This is a genomic window from Kordia sp. (assembly GCF_022447245.1).
GTDB lineage: Bacteria > Bacteroidota > Bacteroidia > Flavobacteriales > Flavobacteriaceae > Kordia.
Map to the genome: position 1 here is coordinate 38,393 of NZ_JAKVBC010000019.1, position 16,057 is coordinate 54,449.

General features: G+C 34.9%; 16 protein-coding genes. 11 read left to right on the forward strand and 5 right to left on the reverse strand.

Features of this window, described 5'->3' with window-relative positions:
- Positions 1-16 precede the first annotated feature (16 nt).
- The 5 genes from MK119_RS13755 (at position 17) to MK119_RS13775 (ending at position 2,673) form a co-directional block, all read left to right on the forward strand.
- Positions 17-391 (forward strand): hypothetical protein, encoded by a 375-nt coding sequence (locus MK119_RS13755; protein WP_290679829.1) that lies wholly within the window; start codon positions 17-19, stop codon positions 389-391.
- Between the two features lie 73 nt (positions 392-464).
- Positions 465-587, forward strand: a complete 123-nt coding sequence (locus MK119_RS13760) for a hypothetical protein (RefSeq protein WP_290679831.1) — start codon at positions 465-467, stop codon at positions 585-587.
- Between the two features lie 11 nt (positions 588-598).
- Positions 599-916 (forward strand): hypothetical protein, encoded by a 318-nt coding sequence (locus tag MK119_RS13765; protein ID WP_290679833.1) that lies wholly within the window; start codon positions 599-601, stop codon positions 914-916.
- Between the two features lie 140 nt (positions 917-1,056).
- Positions 1,057-1,599 carry a hypothetical protein gene (locus MK119_RS13770; protein WP_290679835.1) on the forward strand — a complete coding sequence of 181 codons (543 nt, stop codon included), beginning with the start codon at positions 1,057-1,059 and terminating at the stop codon, positions 1,597-1,599.
- A 231-nt stretch (positions 1,600-1,830) separates the two neighbouring features.
- A complete protein-coding gene (locus MK119_RS13775; RefSeq protein ID WP_290679837.1) occupies positions 1,831-2,673 on the forward strand; it encodes a toxin-antitoxin system YwqK family antitoxin in 843 nt (280 codons plus the stop codon).
- 320 nt (positions 2,674-2,993) lie between these two features.
- Here the strand turns inward: MK119_RS13775 and MK119_RS13780 are convergent, their stop codons facing one another.
- Both MK119_RS13780 and MK119_RS13785 read right to left on the reverse strand, forming a co-directional pair.
- Positions 2,994-5,345, reverse strand: coding sequence for a hypothetical protein (locus tag MK119_RS13780; RefSeq protein ID WP_290679839.1), 2,352 nt, complete (start codon positions 5,343-5,345; stop codon positions 2,994-2,996).
- Positions 5,346-5,349: 4 nt separating this feature from the next.
- Complete coding sequence (locus MK119_RS13785; RefSeq protein WP_290679841.1) at positions 5,350-6,378, reverse strand: hypothetical protein; 1,029 nt, start codon at positions 6,376-6,378, stop codon at positions 5,350-5,352.
- Between the two features lie 228 nt (positions 6,379-6,606).
- Between MK119_RS13785 and MK119_RS13790 the strand changes: the two genes are divergently transcribed.
- Together MK119_RS13790 and MK119_RS13795 are read left to right on the forward strand one after the other, a co-directional pair.
- Positions 6,607-6,936 (forward strand): hypothetical protein, encoded by a 330-nt coding sequence (locus tag MK119_RS13790; RefSeq protein ID WP_290679843.1) that lies wholly within the window; start codon positions 6,607-6,609, stop codon positions 6,934-6,936.
- A gap of 94 nt (positions 6,937-7,030) precedes the next feature.
- Positions 7,031-7,348 carry a hypothetical protein gene (locus MK119_RS13795; protein ID WP_290679845.1) on the forward strand — a complete coding sequence of 106 codons (318 nt, stop codon included), beginning with the start codon at positions 7,031-7,033 and terminating at the stop codon, positions 7,346-7,348.
- Between the two features lie 117 nt (positions 7,349-7,465).
- Here MK119_RS13795 and MK119_RS13800 read toward each other — a convergent pair whose 3' ends face one another.
- The 3 genes from MK119_RS13800 to MK119_RS13810 all read right to left on the reverse strand — a co-directional run bounded on the left by MK119_RS13800 (position 7,466) and on the right by MK119_RS13810 (position 12,303).
- Positions 7,466-9,538 carry an alpha-ketoacid dehydrogenase subunit alpha/beta gene (locus tag MK119_RS13800; RefSeq protein ID WP_290679847.1) on the reverse strand — a complete coding sequence of 691 codons (2,073 nt, stop codon included), beginning with the start codon at positions 9,536-9,538 and terminating at the stop codon, positions 7,466-7,468.
- A gap of 135 nt (positions 9,539-9,673) precedes the next feature.
- Positions 9,674-10,732, reverse strand: coding sequence for a branched-chain amino acid aminotransferase (locus MK119_RS13805; RefSeq protein WP_290679849.1), 1,059 nt, complete (start codon positions 10,730-10,732; stop codon positions 9,674-9,676).
- Positions 10,733-10,980: 248 nt separating this feature from the next.
- On the reverse strand, positions 10,981-12,303 hold the full coding sequence (locus tag MK119_RS13810) for a dihydrolipoamide acetyltransferase family protein (RefSeq protein ID WP_290679851.1): 1,323 nt from the start codon (positions 12,301-12,303) through the stop codon (positions 10,981-10,983).
- Between the two features lie 199 nt (positions 12,304-12,502).
- Between MK119_RS13810 and MK119_RS13815 the strand changes: the two genes are divergently transcribed.
- From MK119_RS13815 to MK119_RS13830, 4 genes are all read left to right on the forward strand, one after another.
- Positions 12,503-12,970, forward strand: coding sequence for an Lrp/AsnC family transcriptional regulator (locus MK119_RS13815; protein WP_290679853.1), 468 nt, complete (start codon positions 12,503-12,505; stop codon positions 12,968-12,970).
- Between the two features lie 246 nt (positions 12,971-13,216).
- Positions 13,217-14,170: a threonine/serine dehydratase gene (locus MK119_RS13820; RefSeq protein WP_290679855.1), complete on the forward strand. Its 954-nt coding sequence runs from the start codon at positions 13,217-13,219 to the stop codon at positions 14,168-14,170.
- Between the two features lie 2 nt (positions 14,171-14,172).
- Positions 14,173-15,120 carry a hypothetical protein gene (locus MK119_RS13825; RefSeq protein WP_290679857.1) on the forward strand — a complete coding sequence of 316 codons (948 nt, stop codon included), beginning with the start codon at positions 14,173-14,175 and terminating at the stop codon, positions 15,118-15,120.
- A gap of 321 nt (positions 15,121-15,441) precedes the next feature.
- Positions 15,442-15,999 (forward strand): hypothetical protein, encoded by a 558-nt coding sequence (locus MK119_RS13830; protein WP_290679859.1) that lies wholly within the window; start codon positions 15,442-15,444, stop codon positions 15,997-15,999.
- Positions 16,000-16,057 lie beyond the last annotated feature (58 nt).

A 16,057-nucleotide genomic window follows, 5' to 3' on the forward strand; every position in this document is an offset into this window, starting at 1 on the left:
AAGGATTGAATATCAATTGACACATCCTGACAATGCTGGAGCGCAATATCTAACTATTATAGGATCTGATGTGTTTTATCATGGTAAAGCACTTAAAATATCGCCTGATTCCACTAAAACCTCTTATACATATTTCTTATCAAAAACAGTTAATAAAGGGGCAAATCAAAATGGTATTGATGACTTGATGTTTTATGACTTCCAATATTCAGATGAGTTGCTTGAAGTTACAGATTTTGACAGTTCCAAACTCAATAAAAATGTACTAATTTCATTTGATACTTATAATTCAATTTGGGGAGAATTCAGTGGAGATACAATTTCTTTAAAAGCAACAAAGCATATATATGATAGCAGATCAGACAAAATTATATTCACTAGAATCAAATAAAACGCAAAACACTGTGTAGAAATGCTTTAAAAAGCATAATTTCAACAGATGTATATAACTAAAATCTATTTCTATGGACAAACCTACCCACAAACAATTAGAAAGTTTATTGCAGCTACCTGGTGAAAGAACAAAACCACTTCGAGTGGTTGTCGATACAGACTTTGCGAACGAAATTGATTATTTTTTGCATTAACCTATTTGTTTTTGCCCAATGATAAAATTAATGTAGAAGCTATTTATGCAGCGCCTTTTTCTTTTTTGGAACGATTAAAAGCACTTTTATCAGCCAATGAATTGATAAAATCTAACGCAGAAAATTTGACAGATGCAGAACAAGCACTTGTTGATAAATACAAGAGTCAAATTGAAGCGATTGAAAAACTAGGTGTCGATCCAAAAGATTTACTAAAAAAAGGAAGTCATGTTTCCTTGACACCAAAACAAGGAATGGAACGCAGTTATAAGGAATTGAAGAAATTCATGAAACTATTTCCTGAGTTAGATATTCCAATCTACAAATGAGCTACAAATTACATACAGAATAATTGTCCTGAAAGAAGCGAAGCCGTAACGCATTTGATCGATTTAGCACGAAATGCAAGTACCTATGATTCTATTTATGTATTAGGTATTGCCTGTGCACCAATTTGGCTTCTGCGCTCATGCTTGCTCCCGATATTAAAGATAAAGTAGTGTTTATCTGGGACGCTGGTTATCCTACCAATATAACCAATCTCGAAAATACTTCTTTCAATATGACACAAGATATATTGGCTTCTCAACTCTTATTTAGTAGTGGCGTTCCACTTGTGTATATTCCTGGTTTTTACATAGGTCAGCAACTTGGTTTATCGCAAGTAGATGCTAAAAATTGGTTTAAAAACTCTGGTCCTATTGGAAAAACACTCTACAAAAGATATATGAACAATCAGTTGTTTACTTGGTATGGAAAAGATAAAAATGATCTTTTTGGACAAATATGGAATATTTGGGACTTAATTAATATCTCATGGCTTCTAGATCCAAGTTCGGTTTCTTCGCATACAGTTCCATCTGTAAAACTCACCAATAAGTGTTATTGGAAAAAGATGAAAAATCCTCATATTATTCGTGAAGGTTATTATACAAATTACAATAGCATTTTTCCTAAATTCGCAAAAAAACTTCAGGAATATGAAAAGAAAAATAATGCTTCTAAAAAGTAACTAATTGTGCATTGGAGCGCAATTGAGAAGATGAGAAAAGTATGTGTTTTAATTGAATTTCGACTGCGCTCGATTTTACATTTTCAAAAAGTTACATACAATTAGTTCCATAACAACAAAGCTATATTGAACTTACGTTTACATATATACCAGTACAACGTTTTAAGCTTTTATTATACATTTCTTGCCGTACATTTTATATATTTACTTTTAAAAATTCACACAATATCTATGATTCAAAAAGTATTTTTCACACTCATTGTTTTGTTCATCTACACAAATATGGCTGTCGCGCAAAGTGACTTTTATATCAAATTAGATCGTAAAGATCGTGTCAAAGAAATAGGAACGCTTACAAATGGAGAAAAAGATGGGTTATTTTTCAAATACAAACGCAATGGAAAACACAAATCGTTTGTTTATGAAAATGGTAAAAAACGAAGAGTCAAACTATCAGAAGTTACTGTTGAAAAAAAATACGATCCGCGATCAAAAGGGCAAATTTTAGAAGAATATTATGGTCTTATAAAGAATGGAAAGCGTGAAGGAATATGGCTTACGTTTAATGATGAAAATGTATTTACTACTGCTTCCTTCTACAAAAATGGTGTCTTAGAAGAGGTAATGTATCGCTTTCATACCGATGGAGAAGTCCTTGGGATTGATAAATATGTAAAAGGTGTTAAGAATGGTATTTGTGAGGAATTTCACAGTGGTGGCGCTTTGCATTATCGTACTGAATATAAAAATGGAAAAATAGTGGATGGCGAACAGATTTATTATTATCCGAACGGAAATAAAAAGATTGTAAACAATTACAAAGACGGTTTAAAGTTTGGAAAAAGCACCACTTATTATGAGTCTGGAGCGATTGAAATTGAAGGAATATATCGCGATAAAGGTTTAGCGGAAGGTCCTTGGAAAGAGTACTATGAAAATGGCACTATCAAAGAAGAGTACTATTATAAGCAAGGACTTTTTCATGGAGAATACACCATTTATGATGAACAAGGAAAAATCCTAGAACAGTATATTTATAAAAATGATAAGCTGATTAAGACGATTATTAATTAGACTTGCTTTGTGCTTGGATTGACTTAGATTGTTAGACTTGTTATATATACTTAACGTCACTTCGAGTGGTTTTTCGGAATGACATGAAGAAGAATTGTATCGAGAAGTACTTTGAAAATCTAGTGCTCCTACGCAGATCTCGACACAAAATTTTATTCTAGAATTTCACTCGATCAGACGTTCAGGTTTCTGACGTATTCAAAATTGTTTTGCTTTTAGAGATATTAGATACGTCTTTGCGAGAAGTATAGCGACGTGGCAATCTGTCTCTTTAGTAATACTATTTTTGTTTTTATAAGCTCGATATGAGCATCTATATCCTAATTCCCTTGTAAGTATGCTTGGTAATACGTGCACTCTCGAATGACTTCTTGGTAGAATTGCGTGTCTTTGTACGATTTCAATTCTTCAAAATTAGACGCGTGATCTCCACAAAAATCACCAACAGTATAATTTCCATCATTCCATATTGCATCAAAACACATTGCTGCTTTCGCCTTAAAAAAAGTAGCCTTAGCTTTTATCTCGTCAGAACTAGTAGTCTCTGTAGCTTTGTCATAATAAAACGTTGCTCTTTCTAACATTCCCGAATCAAATGCTGCATCTTCATCAGACCAATCGTCATATCCTTTGACTGCATTTCTACCATCATTTCCATAATGCAAGTAATGTAGCGTATTTACAAACCAACCCAATTCACTTAAGTTATACCAAGCATTTCCAAGCATGTAATAGTAAGCACCTGCGTTTACCTCATCTTCTTCTGCCAATGCCTCAAGCTTCATCAATGTTTTAGCTAGTAGCAATTTGTTATCTACATAATGATCTTCGTCAATTTCAGGCGCATAAAAAATATCTTTATAGTTTTCATGAAAACGATCGCTTTGTTGTAAAAAATTGATATTAAAATACTCTCTGATTGCCGCAGAAAAAAGACTGTTTCGGATTCCTTCTCGGTAAAATTGCTTCGGCTTTTTTATTTGACTAAAATAAATAATAGCTTCCTCCAAATCATTCTCTCTTAAATAAAACGTTCCTAACATTTCATTGATAAAATCTTCGTTATCTTTTGGAAGCAGACTTACGATAAAATGCTCCAATTCCGTTCTAGAAATAGCCGTAATTAGCTCTTTAAGCTTCAACAAATCTTTTTCTTCTAAATACTTGTGCTGCTCATAAAAGAAGTTGGAAGCATCAAAATTTGTGGTAAGTACATCGTTTTTAGCAACTTTATTTTTTGAGTAATGTTTGGATTGATACGATAAAAATTGACCAATTATTTTTTGATCATTCTCTGCATATAACTGTGATATTTTTCGAAAATAAAAACCGCGTACACCATGATTATTGAATAGGTTTTTGTTTCCTTTTAATTCCAAAAACAGACGATCCATAGCATAGATATCAAATTCTTTTACGTTCAATACTTTTAGTACATAAGCAAAGATGTCTGCTTGATTTTTGTATGCTTTATTGTTATAAGTTTTAGAGAATGTAGCTGTTGCCGCTTCATAATCTTCTTTTGCAATTTCTATGATGCCTTTAAAGATGGACCAAAGCTCTTTGTTTTTTACCGTTGCATTGTCTAATTGATTGTTAACAATGGTTTCCGCTTTTGACAGATGATCGTATACCAACTCATCTTCTTCATTATTGAGATTACCTCCAAAATACATTTCATGAAGCGAGTCAAAATAACGCATTGCCAACACTTCTGCATACGTAGAATTTGGGTTTATTTTTAATATTTCCTGCAACGCTGCAATGTGATTGCCATAAAATCCCTGAAAGAAATGCACCAATTCGTTTTCACTTGGATGATTACTCAAATCCAATCCCAGCATAGGCAAACGCTGCAAACTCAGGAAAACAATGCTTTTTCTGTCTTGAAGATTTTCAAATACTTGCCAAAACTGTTGCAAGCTTTCTACCTTTTTTCCGTGTTTATACAACATGGTTGCATTGCGTTCCATAGCTCTATAATAAATGTATTTTGAGTTTTCGTCATACTTCATGTACGTTTCAAACATTTCGTTGGTTTGTGCAGGATTACCCAATTCAAAAGCTAAGCGAACGATTTGAAATCCAATTCTATTTTTCAAAAAAGCATCTTGTGTATTGGCATATAAATCAACGGCTTCCTGATACATTTTTTGCAAATCTTTTTCACTATTCCCAAAACCTTCTCCTTGATACCAAGAGTTTTCCAATTCGTATTTTCCGGTGTAAATCAACTCGCATTTTTTAGCAAACCAGAAATATTGCAGCAATTCTTTTTTGTTTGGTGAAGCTAGTATGTAACGTTCTAATTCGTTTTTTGGAACATAATTTTTAGAGGTATGATCTTTTAAAAACTTGTCAAAATCTAAAAAAGAAGTTCGATAAAACCCTTTTATAATCGCTTCTTTGTCTAGTTTATGATCAAAATAGCGTTCCCATTCGTTCAAATTATCATAAGAATTCACTTCTGTGGCATTTCCAAAAGGTGCGCAAAAGGTACTATCTAAACAATTTAAAAAAGGATATAATGACGGATCCGAAATCAAGGTTTGATCCAACAATAAGATACTACGACTTCCCATGTCATAATAACCGCCACAAAAGCTAAACTTGTATATGTTTGCCTGCAAGAATAATGGCAGAAATACTATCAGTGCAACTATCTTTTTCATACGTTTAAAATTTATTGCTTAATTGTTTAATTTCTTCTGCAGAATATTCGTCTGCTACTTTGGAATTGATATGATAATAAATAATATTAAAATCCTGCGCAGCATATTTTTTGATACGCTTGGCAAGTTCAGTTAAGCTTTGTTCATCAACCGTTTCAAAACGTATTTTATCATCACCATACAAGTAGTAATTGTCAGCAAACATACCGCTGCTTTCCATAGCATAGTAATTTCCTTCCTTTTTCAAGCCTTTTAAAGAACTGCTAGGAACATCATTTAGTAATTTTCGAAACCTCCCTTGGTTAAAAACAACTCCCCAAGAAAATAAAGGCAATGCAATATCGTACTCTAGCGGATACTCTTCTAAGGAAGCGATGTATTTGTCAACGATTTCTATATTCAAAATCGAATTTGTTTCTTCTACTGAAGTGACTTCTCCAACATTATAAAACATAATAACACCACTACTTACAGGTGGAATTCCAGTCTTCTCTTTATATTTTACTTGATGTAAACGAATGGTTGCCGATAGTTTGGGTTTTCCCAAGTCCGCATAGGAAACTTGTGTTTTAATAGCTTCTAAAAATGCAAAGTAATTTTCGCGAGTAGCCATAGACCAATCGCAATCAAATTGAAGTTCATTTACTTTCAAGGCATTTCGTTTTACCAACCTTCCAATTTTATCGCTTATGTTTCTTGCCAGTTGTTCCGCTTCTGAAACATTCTTCATTTTCTTAAAAACCTCATTCGTAATATATACGACAGGCACCAATTCTTGATCTCTTGTAACTTCTTCTTTAAATTGAATCGTTGCTGTGGGAAGCGGTCCTTTGCTACTTCCCGAATAAGTAACATCAAAAAACTTTGTATAGAGTTTCTTACTCTCAAGCGCACTCAACATTTCCTTTTTTGAAGCATTCAATTCAAAATCAGTGTTCCAATGATAGAAAAATACATCCTTCTTTTTAGATGTGCACGAATATAAAAATAGCAACAACAAGGTCACTATTCCTAGTTTACTAGAATAGTTCATACGGTTTTAATTATATAAAAATGAAGAGTGGTACTCAAAGATACAGTTTTTAAACCAAAGAAACGACAGTTATTTTTTTTATAATCTCTATCCATAAGAGTCCATTTGAAAGTAATTTCCGTAATTAACAGCTCTTTAAAGCACTTAAAACCTTATCACTATTATAGACTTACCATAGGCATACTCCATTGATTTTTAGTAATTTTCTTATAACTTAAAACTTCAAATATGAAAAAAAAGAATTTAAACTTAGGGAAACTTACACTTACTAAATCAAATGTTGCTTCATTAGTACAAAGAGAAAGAATTATGGGAGGTTCTGGTGTCGGACCAGGCTGTAATTCAGATATTGAATGTACACATACTTGTGTTCAAAATACCTGTACTTCAGTACCACCACCTCAACCCTCAAATAATTGCCCAACATTTCCTCAATGTTTGACACAAGGGTTTAGTTGTGGTCCTGCATGTTTCCCAACACGAGAAAATTGTGTTACACAACAAACTTGCGATGGAAACTTTTTATGTGACAATCAACTTCCTGGCGGAGGTTTTTAATCTATATGTAAACGTATACTATGCCCAAAACCTCGAAAAAACACTTCGAGGTTTTTTTTGTAGCATTTATAATTTCATCACTAAACTTTAAACTATGAAGAAAAGAAATATCGAATTAAAAAAGTTGAAGCTTTCCAAAACAAGGATTGCATCTTTAAAACAATCACAACAAGTAAATGGGGGAAATAATACATTTGAAGCCTGTCCTCTTTCCTTTATGAATTGTCCTGATCCGCCATCACCAACAGAAGGCGCTTGTCCAACAGGTCCTACAGGTTGTCTTTGCCCATCACAACCACCTATTTGTGCTCCTACTCAACAAGATTGTTTAACGTTACAAAATTGCGTAACACAACACTCATGTGGTGGAAATTTTTTGTGCGACAACCAAATACCGAGTGGAATTCTTTAAGTTAAATTAAAAACACAGAATAGTATAAAAAACAAACCCTAAAAGTGCTGCTTTTAGGGTTTGTTACTTTGTAAGGACATTGTCAAATTAACACATTGACAAATTGCCGAATTGATATTAATATTTCATCAACTCCTCTATTTTCTCTTTCACTTTTTCTGTAGATGGAATCATTGTTTGTTCCAATGTACTGTTTAATGGAATTGCTGGCATGTTTTCGGAACCTGTGACCATTACTGGTGCATCTAGGTATTTGAAACATTTTTCTTGAATCATTCCTGCAATAGAACGTGCAAAGGAATTATTTACGGGTTCTTCCGTTACTACCAAGCATTTCCCTGTCTTTTTTACTGATGCTATGATCGTTTCTTCATCTAGTGGAAATAGTGTTCTTAAATCGATGATTTCGATGTTTTCACGTTGTCCTTCAGAAGCATTCATTGCCCAATGTGTTCCCATTCCGTAGGTAATCACCGTCATGGTTTCTTTGTCGTCTTGCTTCCAGATTTCTTGTAATACATTGGCTTTTCCAAATGGTAATAGATAATCTTCTGCTGGCTCAATAGAAGTTGCGCCTTTGGTTCCCGGTACTTTTGACCAATACAAGCCTTTGTGTTCTAAGATCACTACTGGATTTGGATCGTGATATGCAGCTTTCATCAAACCTTTTAAATCAGCTCCGTTACTTGGATAGGCAATCTTGATTCCGCGAATGTTGGTTAATACAGATTCTACGGAAGACGAATGATACGGTCCACCACTTCCATAGGCACCAATTGGTACACGTAGAATCATAGAAACGGGCCATTTTCCGTTAGATAAGTAACAGGAACGACTTACTTCTGTAAATAACTGATTGAGTCCAGGCCAAATATAATCTGCAAACTGCACCTCCACAATCGGTTTTAATCCTACGGCACTCATTCCAACTGTAGAACCTACGATAAATGCTTCTTGAATTGGCGTATTGAATACACGATCGTCTCCAAATTTTTGTGCTAAGGTTGCTGCTTCACGGAAAACTCCTCCTAAACGTCCTCCAACATCTTGTCCGTATAACAAACATTCTTTGTGTTCACGCATCAACTCTTCTACTGCAAATAAAGCACAGTCTACCATCACGACTTTTTCGTCTCGTTTTGGACTACGCTCTCCTACTTCAGTAGTTACTGGTGTTGGTGCAAAATCATGTGTAAATAAATCCTCTGGTGAAGGATCTTCTGCTTGTACTGCTTCGTCAAAATTTGCTTTTACTTGTGCGATGGCATCTGCTTCAATTTTTGCGACCTCAGCTTCTGAGAAACCATTGTCTAATAATTGCTGTTTGATTACTGGATACGGATCGCGCGAACGTGCTTCTTCCAAATCGTCACGATACCATTCCATACGCACACCTGAAGTATGATGATTTAATAAGGGAACTTTGGCATGTACTAAGATTGGACGACGTTCTTCACGAATAGTCTTAATTACTTTTTCAAGCGTTTCATAGCTTTCTATAAAGTTAGCGCCATCAATAGAAACGGCATCTAATCCTTTAAATCCTTCCGCATACTCTGCAGCATTTTGTGCTCTGGTTTCAGCGGCATTTGCCGAAATGTCCCAACCATTGTCTTGCACTAAGTATAGTATTGGTAATTGCTTTAACGCAGCCATTTGAAAGGCTTCAGCAATTTCTCCTTCAGTGACTGACGCATCACCTAAAGAACACACGGTAATCGGTTTTAAATCACGTGTATCATCAAATGGAGAATCTTTCGCAGCTTGATCTTCAATACCTTGAATTTCTTTGTATTTCATTCCCATCGCAACACCTGTTGCCGGAATGGTTTGCATTCCTGTAGCCGAGGATTGATGTGGGATTTTTGGTTTATCTATATCCTTTAAACTTGGATGCGAATAATAGGTTCTTCCACCTGAAAAAGGATCATCTTTTTTTGCTAATAATTGTAACATTAAATCATACGGACGCATTCCGATAGATAGCAACATGGCATCATCTCGGTAATATGGAAATGCATAATCTTGCGGAAGCAATTGCATTCCAACTGCACATTGAATGGCTTCGTGCCCACGTGAGGTTGCATGCACATATTTTGATACTTGCTTAAAGTTGTCTTCGTATAATGTTGCCATTGCCTTAGCAGTGCATAGCAATGAGAATCCTTTTTGTAGTGTTTCTTTATTCATAGGTGATCATCTATCTTAATCCGTTCACTTCGACTCCGCTTAGTGTACTCTGTTTTGTTTTCAGTGTACTTTGTTTGTTGTTTGTAAGTACGTTGAGCGGAGTTGAAACGTACTTTTGTGGAAACGCTTAATTATTTATTCCGCAACTGAAACCATCCAGTTGTGTTTGTCTTCTAGTTTTCCTGCACGAACACCATTGATCGTGTTCATTACCAATTGCCCTACTGGACTTTCGTCAGATACGTGAATTTCTGTGTCTTTATAACCAATTGCTTGAATCATAGCAATTCCTACCGCAGTTCCTGTTCCGAATGCCTCTTCTAAACTTCCATTGTTAGAAGCTTCGATGATTTCGGAAAGTTTGAGTGGACGTTGCGCTACTTCATAACCATTGTCTTCTAATATTGTAATGACACTTTTACGAGTAATTCCATCTAAGATAGCGCCGTCTAAACTTGGCGTGATGAATTTCCCATTGATTTTAAAGAAGATATTCATGGTTCCTACTTCCTGAATGTATTCAAATTCATGCGCATCTAACCATAATACTTGATCGAATCCTTTGGATTTTGCAATTTCCGTTGGACGAATGGCTGCAGCATAGTTTCCTGCGGCTTTGGCTTCTCCTGTTCCTCCTTCCGCTGCACGAATGAATTTTGTTTCAGCGTATAACTTGATACGTTTTGTAAAGAATGGTCCTGCTGGTGATGCAATGATGATGAAATGATAGCTTGTTGCAGCGCGCATTCCAATAAATGCTTCTGTTGCATACATGAATGGACGCAGGTATAAGGCACTTCCTTCTTGTGGTGGAATCCAACCGCGTTCCATATCTACAATTTTCTTTAATCCTTCCACAAATAATTCTTCTGGAAATTCTGGCATTCCCATACGACGTGCACTAAAATTTAATCGTTTTGCGTTTTCTTCTGGACGAAATAGTAATGGCTCACCTTCAGCGTTTACGGTAGCTTTCATTCCTTCAAAAATAGCCTGACCGTAATGTAATGCCATCGCTGCAGGATGCGTTGGAATCATTCCTAACGGTTGAATTTTTGGTGTTTGCCATGCGCCATCTTCATACGAACAGATAAACATGTGATCGGTAAATGTTCTTCCCAACGGAATGTTGTCAAAATCGAGTTTTGAAAGGTTAGACTCCGTAGTTTTTGTAATTTCAATCTTGTGTGCCATTTGCATCATCGTACGGGGATTTTAGTGTTTTAGTTTAGTTAGTTGTTTTAGTAGTCGCTTTGCTCCTGTTATTTGTGTATTTGTTTTTTGTTGATTTGTTTGTAGATATGACTGTTCTCAATACTAACATCTCATATCTATTTCCCGTTTCGTAGTACTTGTCAACACTAATTTTTCTGGGAAAAATCACTCGAAGTGACGTATTGTTCTTTCTTATTCACAAATCCTTTTCATTTCAAGCTCAAACATCAAATCTTTCGATTTGCGTCAAAATCTTCTAGATAATCACCTACTTTTCTCAGGAATGATCCGCCTAAATATCCATCAACAACTCTATGGTCGAATGATAATGATAGATACATCATGCTACGAATTGCGATTTCATCTCCTTTTTCTGTTTCAATAACTTCTGGCCGTTTTTTGATGATTCCCAATGCTAAGATGGCTACTTCTGGTTGATTGATGATTGGTGTTCCAATTAAACTTCCAAAGGTTCCAACATTAGAGATCGTAAACGTGCTTCCTTGAATTTCTTCTGGTTTGAGTTTGTTATCTCTTGCCGCAGCAGCCAAATGATTGACTTCCGAAGCCAAGCCTTTTAAGTTTTTATCATCTGCATTTTTTACTACAGGTACAATCAAGTTTCCACTTGGTAATGCTGTAGCCATTCCTATGTTAATGTCTTTACGTTCTATGATTTTCATTCCGTCTTCCGATACCGAAGCATTGATACCTGGGAAATCGATGACTGCTTTTGCCACTGCTTCAACAAATAATGGAGTAAACGTTAAGCGTTGTCCGTATTTTTCTTGGAATGCTACTTTGTTTGCATCACGCCAATTCACCATATTCGTTACATCAATTTCAATGTATGCAGTTACATGTGGCGATGTATGTTTTGAGTACACCATGTGGTCTGCAATCATTTTACGCATACGATCCATTTCGATCACATTGTCATGACCTTCCACAAATTTGATTGGTGGCGGATTGTAACTACTTTTTGGCTGTGTTGGTTGGCCTTGTACTTGTGGTCTACTCGCCAGTGGATATTGTCTATTTTTTAAATAGTTGAATACATCACTTTTTCGAATTCGTCCTTCTGCTCCTGTTCCTGGAATGCTTTGTACTTCATCAATCGTCATATTTTCCTTTTTCGCAATACTGACGATTAATGGTGATAAAAAGGCATCTGGATTTCGTACGAATTCTGAATGTTGAATCTTAGGTTCAGGATTGCTTGAAGTATTCGAAGTTGTAACGCTCGCTGCTTTTGGTTCGTGAGTTTGTAGATCTTCTCTAGAAATTTCTGCGGCTATTTCTCCATTTTCAGAAGCATCAATCAGTGCAATAATTTCTCCAACTGGTACTACATCATTTGGTTGAAAACGAATTTCGGTAATCACACCAGTACATGGTGACGGTACTTCAGAGTCTACTTTGTCCGTTGCTACTTCTAAAATAGTTTCTTCAATTTCAACCGTATCTCCAACATTTTTCATCCAACTAATAACAGTGGCTTCAGAGATACTTTCTCCCATTTTGGGCATTTTCAGCGGTACAATAGGCATGAGCGTTTGTTTTTTATTTAGGGTCCTGCTTTATATTAAAAAGCGAACAAAAATACTGTTTTTTCAATCAAAAAAAAACAAATACACTACTCTATATTAGTATTTGAAGTGTTTTTTTCTTTATTTTTGAATTTCAATTATATTTTTTTCTTTTAGAAGCTGTCTTATGTAGCTTTTTTATATTTTTTATCTAAAACCTATGAAATTAGATCACATTGATTTGAAAATTTTAAAGTTGTTACAGCAAAATAGTAATCGTACAACTAAAAGTTTGGCTGAAGAATTAAAGATGTCGACAACACCTGTTTTTGAACGCATTAAAAAACTTGAAAAAGAAGGTTATATTGATGATTATGTTGCTTTATTGAATGCCAAGAAGTTAGGTTTAAAACAAACCGTTTTTATTGGTATTACATTACAGGGACATACGCGCAGTTATTTGGAACGTTTTGTAAAACAGATCAATACTTTTCCTGAAGTTGTAGAATGCCATCGTATTACTGGAAACTTTGATTATTTGTTAAAATTGGTTGTAGAAGATGTAGAAGCCTATGAAAAATTTATCATTACAAAACTAACTCTACTTCCATATCTGGGAAGTGTTCAGAGCTATATTGCACTCTCTAAAGGAAAGCAAACACATGAGCTAAATTTGAACGATTTATAGTCACAAAAGTATCTTTTGTTCTCGCACTTCCTAAGAAATATTTTATAGTCATTTATTTTTTTTTCTATATTTGTATAATTGAAATTTAGTAATCAGTTGATTACATGCTTGTTTTTCAACTTTAAGGAAGACATTGGAAAAGCAAGTGAAGTTTCTACGGAAAACCTCCGTATACCTTAAATCATAAAATTGATGTTGGTGTATGGAGGTTTTTTATTTCCGCTCACCAACAAAAAAATAAACATTATGGATATTTATAACGAAATTGAAATTGCAACGCAAAGAATACGTCCATACGTGCTGAAAACACCTTTGCTTAAATCAAAGGAATTAAGCAAACTTATTGAAGGTGAAGTATTCTTAAAATTAGAGAGCGAACAACACACAGGTTCATTTAAGGCTAGAGGAAGCATGAACAAACTATTATCGCTAACTCCTGAAGAAAGAAAAATAGGAACACTGACAGCTTCCACAGGAAATCATGGTTTAGGATATGCCAGAGCTTCTGAAATTACTCAAATTGAAGGCTGTATTTATCTCCCAACAAATGTATCGCCCTCAAAACTAAAAGCACTAAAGAATTACAATGTTACCCTAGAACAATATGGAACCGATTGTGTTGATACGGAAGTTTATGCAAAAGAAATGGCGCAAAAACTAGGAAAAATATGGATGTCTCCTTATAACGATCCGCAAGTTATTGGAGGACAAGGAACTGTTGGTGTAGAAATCATAGAACAAGTCCCAGATCTGGATACTATTTTAGTAACTATTGGCGGTGGCGGATTGATTTCAGGAATAGGAACCTATATCAAAAAAAACAATCCAACTATAGAAATCATAGGTTGTGAACCTGAAAACTCCTGTGAAATGACTTTAAGCTTAAAAGCTGGAAAAATTACAGATATGGATGTTGAATTAGACACTTTATCTAGTGCATCAGCAGGCGGCATTGAACCGGATTCCATCACTTTTAATATTTGTCAAAAAGTGGTAGACGATACCATTTTAGTTTCAGAAACTTCTATTGCTGATGCTATAAAATTCATGGTACATACACATTATAAAATTGTAGAAGGTGCTGCTGGTGTTGCCATAGCAAGTCTTATTGAAAACAAAGATCGATTTAAAGGAAAAAAAGTAGTCATCGTGATATGTGGAGGAAATATGGATGCTGACAAATTGAAAAAAATTATCTAGAAATGGCAGAAATTATACGCTTAAAAGAGATAAAAAACATTGTACAAAATATTGATATTATTGCTACAATGGAAGAAGGTTTTATTGTCTATAGTAATGGAAATACGGTTGTTCCTCCAGTTGGTGAATTAATTTTTGACGAACCAAAAGGAGAAGCTCATATTAAATATGGCTATGTTAAAAATGATGATTATTATGTTATTAAAGTCGCTTCTGGCTTTTATGACAATCCGAAACTCGGAATTTCTTCCAGTCAAGGATTGATGTTATTGTTTAGTCAAAAAACAGGTCAACCCGTTGCTATTTTACTAGACGAAGGTTTCCTTACCGATATTCGTACAGCTGCTGCTGGAGCGTTAGCTGCCAAATATTTTGCTCCAAAAGAAATTTCTGCTATTGGTATTATTGGTACGGGAATTCAAGCCAAATTACAACTACAATACTTGCAAAAGCATACACCTTGTAAAACGGTTTGGGTTTGGGGAAGAACAGCTAAAAATGCAGCTAAGTTTGTATCAGATTTAGCACATGACTTTACTATTCATATTGCAGATTCTCCAGCAGAAGTTGCTTCACATTCCAATTTGATTGTGACGACTACTCCTTCAACAAAACCACTACTCCACGCAGATGATATTGTATCTGGAACACATGTTACGGCTGTTGGCTCTGACACTTCTGAAAAACAAGAACTTTCTAGTGATTTAGTAAGTGAAGCAAACATTGTTGTCGCTGATAGTATTCCGCAAAGTAACAGTAGAGGAGAAATTTATCGTGCTGTAAAAGATGGAAAATTAGCTCCAAACAAAGTTGTTGAACTTGGAACAGCTGTTCAAAATACCGCTTTACAAAGAACCAACGAACAACAAATTAGCATTGTAGACTTAACTGGCGTTGCTGTACAAGACATGATGATCGCAAAAGCTGTTTACACAAACTTTAAAAATTGAAACCAATGAAAAAACTATTTGTAAAAACATGAATCAGTATTCTTCTCTTAACACCTATAATAAGTTTGGGATAAGATGAAAAACATAGCTACTGAAATTAAGTTATTGGATGCTAATAAAGACGGAATCCTTAATCCGTATGAAGCTTTGGATGTATTGCTTCAGTAACTAAATGAAAACGAAAAACCACTCTCGCTGAAAGATTTCAAGTCTATTTTTTCTGAGTACGAAGCAGTCCAAAAACAAGAATTTACAGAGCTTTTTAATGAGTTTGATGCTAACAAGGATCATAAAATTCAATATGAAGAAGCAAACGAAGATATGTTAGGTTTTATCATTGCGATGGATGCGAATAAAGATAAAGCGGTGACACTTACAGAAATGATAGATTTTGATTTTGCATCTGCTTTCCAAGTCAGCGAAGAAGATATTAACGAACGAATTGATGGAATTTTTGAAGAGTACGGAATTAATCCTTTACCCTTAAAAAAAGTAAAGAAAGAACAATTGGGTCGATTTTCTGAATGGGATAAAGATCACGATGGACTTTTAACACGAAAAGAAATATATAGTTATATGAAGACAGACAATACACCTGTGAAATTCAGTGTACAAGGAGAAACCGCTTATATGAAGGGAGTGATTACTGCCTCAACTCCAGCAACTGTATTGCAATTATTATTTGAACACCCTGAAGTAACTAGCATCGAAATGTTGACTGTTCCGGGTTCTATAGACGATATTGCCAATTTACGTACTTCCTTATATGTGCACAAATTTGGTTTGAACACAAAACTAAATGCTAACATTTCTGTAGCTTCTGGTGGAACAGATTTCTTTTTAGCTGGCAGACAACGTATTGTGGAAAAAAGAGCTTAAATTGGAGTACATTCTTGGGGCAGAGGAAATGTAGCTACCACAGATGTTCCTTAGGACG

Excerpts from the sequence above, each read along its gene's own strand:
- MK119_RS13760 (WP_290679831.1), top strand. The coding sequence starts at position 465 with ATGGACAAACCTACCCACAAACAATTAGAAAGTTTATTGCAGCTACCT.
- MK119_RS13775 (WP_290679837.1), top strand. The coding sequence starts at position 1,831 with ATGATTCAAAAAGTATTTTTCACACTCATTGTTTTGTTCATCTACACA.
- MK119_RS13800 (WP_290679847.1), bottom strand. The coding sequence starts at position 9,538 with ATGAATAAAGAAACACTACAAAAAGGATTCTCATTGCTATGCACTGCT.
- MK119_RS13830 (WP_290679859.1), top strand. The coding sequence starts at position 15,442 with ATGTTAGGTTTTATCATTGCGATGGATGCGAATAAAGATAAAGCGGTG.
- MK119_RS13785 (WP_290679841.1), bottom strand. The coding sequence starts at position 6,378 with ATGAACTATTCTAGTAAACTAGGAATAGTGACCTTGTTGTTGCTATTT.
- MK119_RS13815 (WP_290679853.1), top strand. The coding sequence starts at position 12,503 with ATGAAATTAGATCACATTGATTTGAAAATTTTAAAGTTGTTACAGCAA.
- MK119_RS13795 (WP_290679845.1), top strand. The coding sequence starts at position 7,031 with ATGAAGAAAAGAAATATCGAATTAAAAAAGTTGAAGCTTTCCAAAACA.
- MK119_RS13810 (WP_290679851.1), bottom strand. The coding sequence starts at position 12,303 with ATGCCTATTGTACCGCTGAAAATGCCCAAAATGGGAGAAAGTATCTCT.
- MK119_RS13780 (WP_290679839.1), bottom strand. The coding sequence starts at position 5,345 with ATGAAAAAGATAGTTGCACTGATAGTATTTCTGCCATTATTCTTGCAG.
- MK119_RS13770 (WP_290679835.1), top strand. The coding sequence starts at position 1,057 with ATGCTTGCTCCCGATATTAAAGATAAAGTAGTGTTTATCTGGGACGCT.
- MK119_RS13790 (WP_290679843.1), top strand. The coding sequence starts at position 6,607 with ATGAAAAAAAAGAATTTAAACTTAGGGAAACTTACACTTACTAAATCA.
- MK119_RS13805 (WP_290679849.1), bottom strand. The coding sequence starts at position 10,732 with ATGGCACACAAGATTGAAATTACAAAAACTACGGAGTCTAACCTTTCA.
- MK119_RS13825 (WP_290679857.1), top strand. The coding sequence starts at position 14,173 with ATGGCAGAAATTATACGCTTAAAAGAGATAAAAAACATTGTACAAAAT.
- MK119_RS13820 (WP_290679855.1), top strand. The coding sequence starts at position 13,217 with ATGGATATTTATAACGAAATTGAAATTGCAACGCAAAGAATACGTCCA.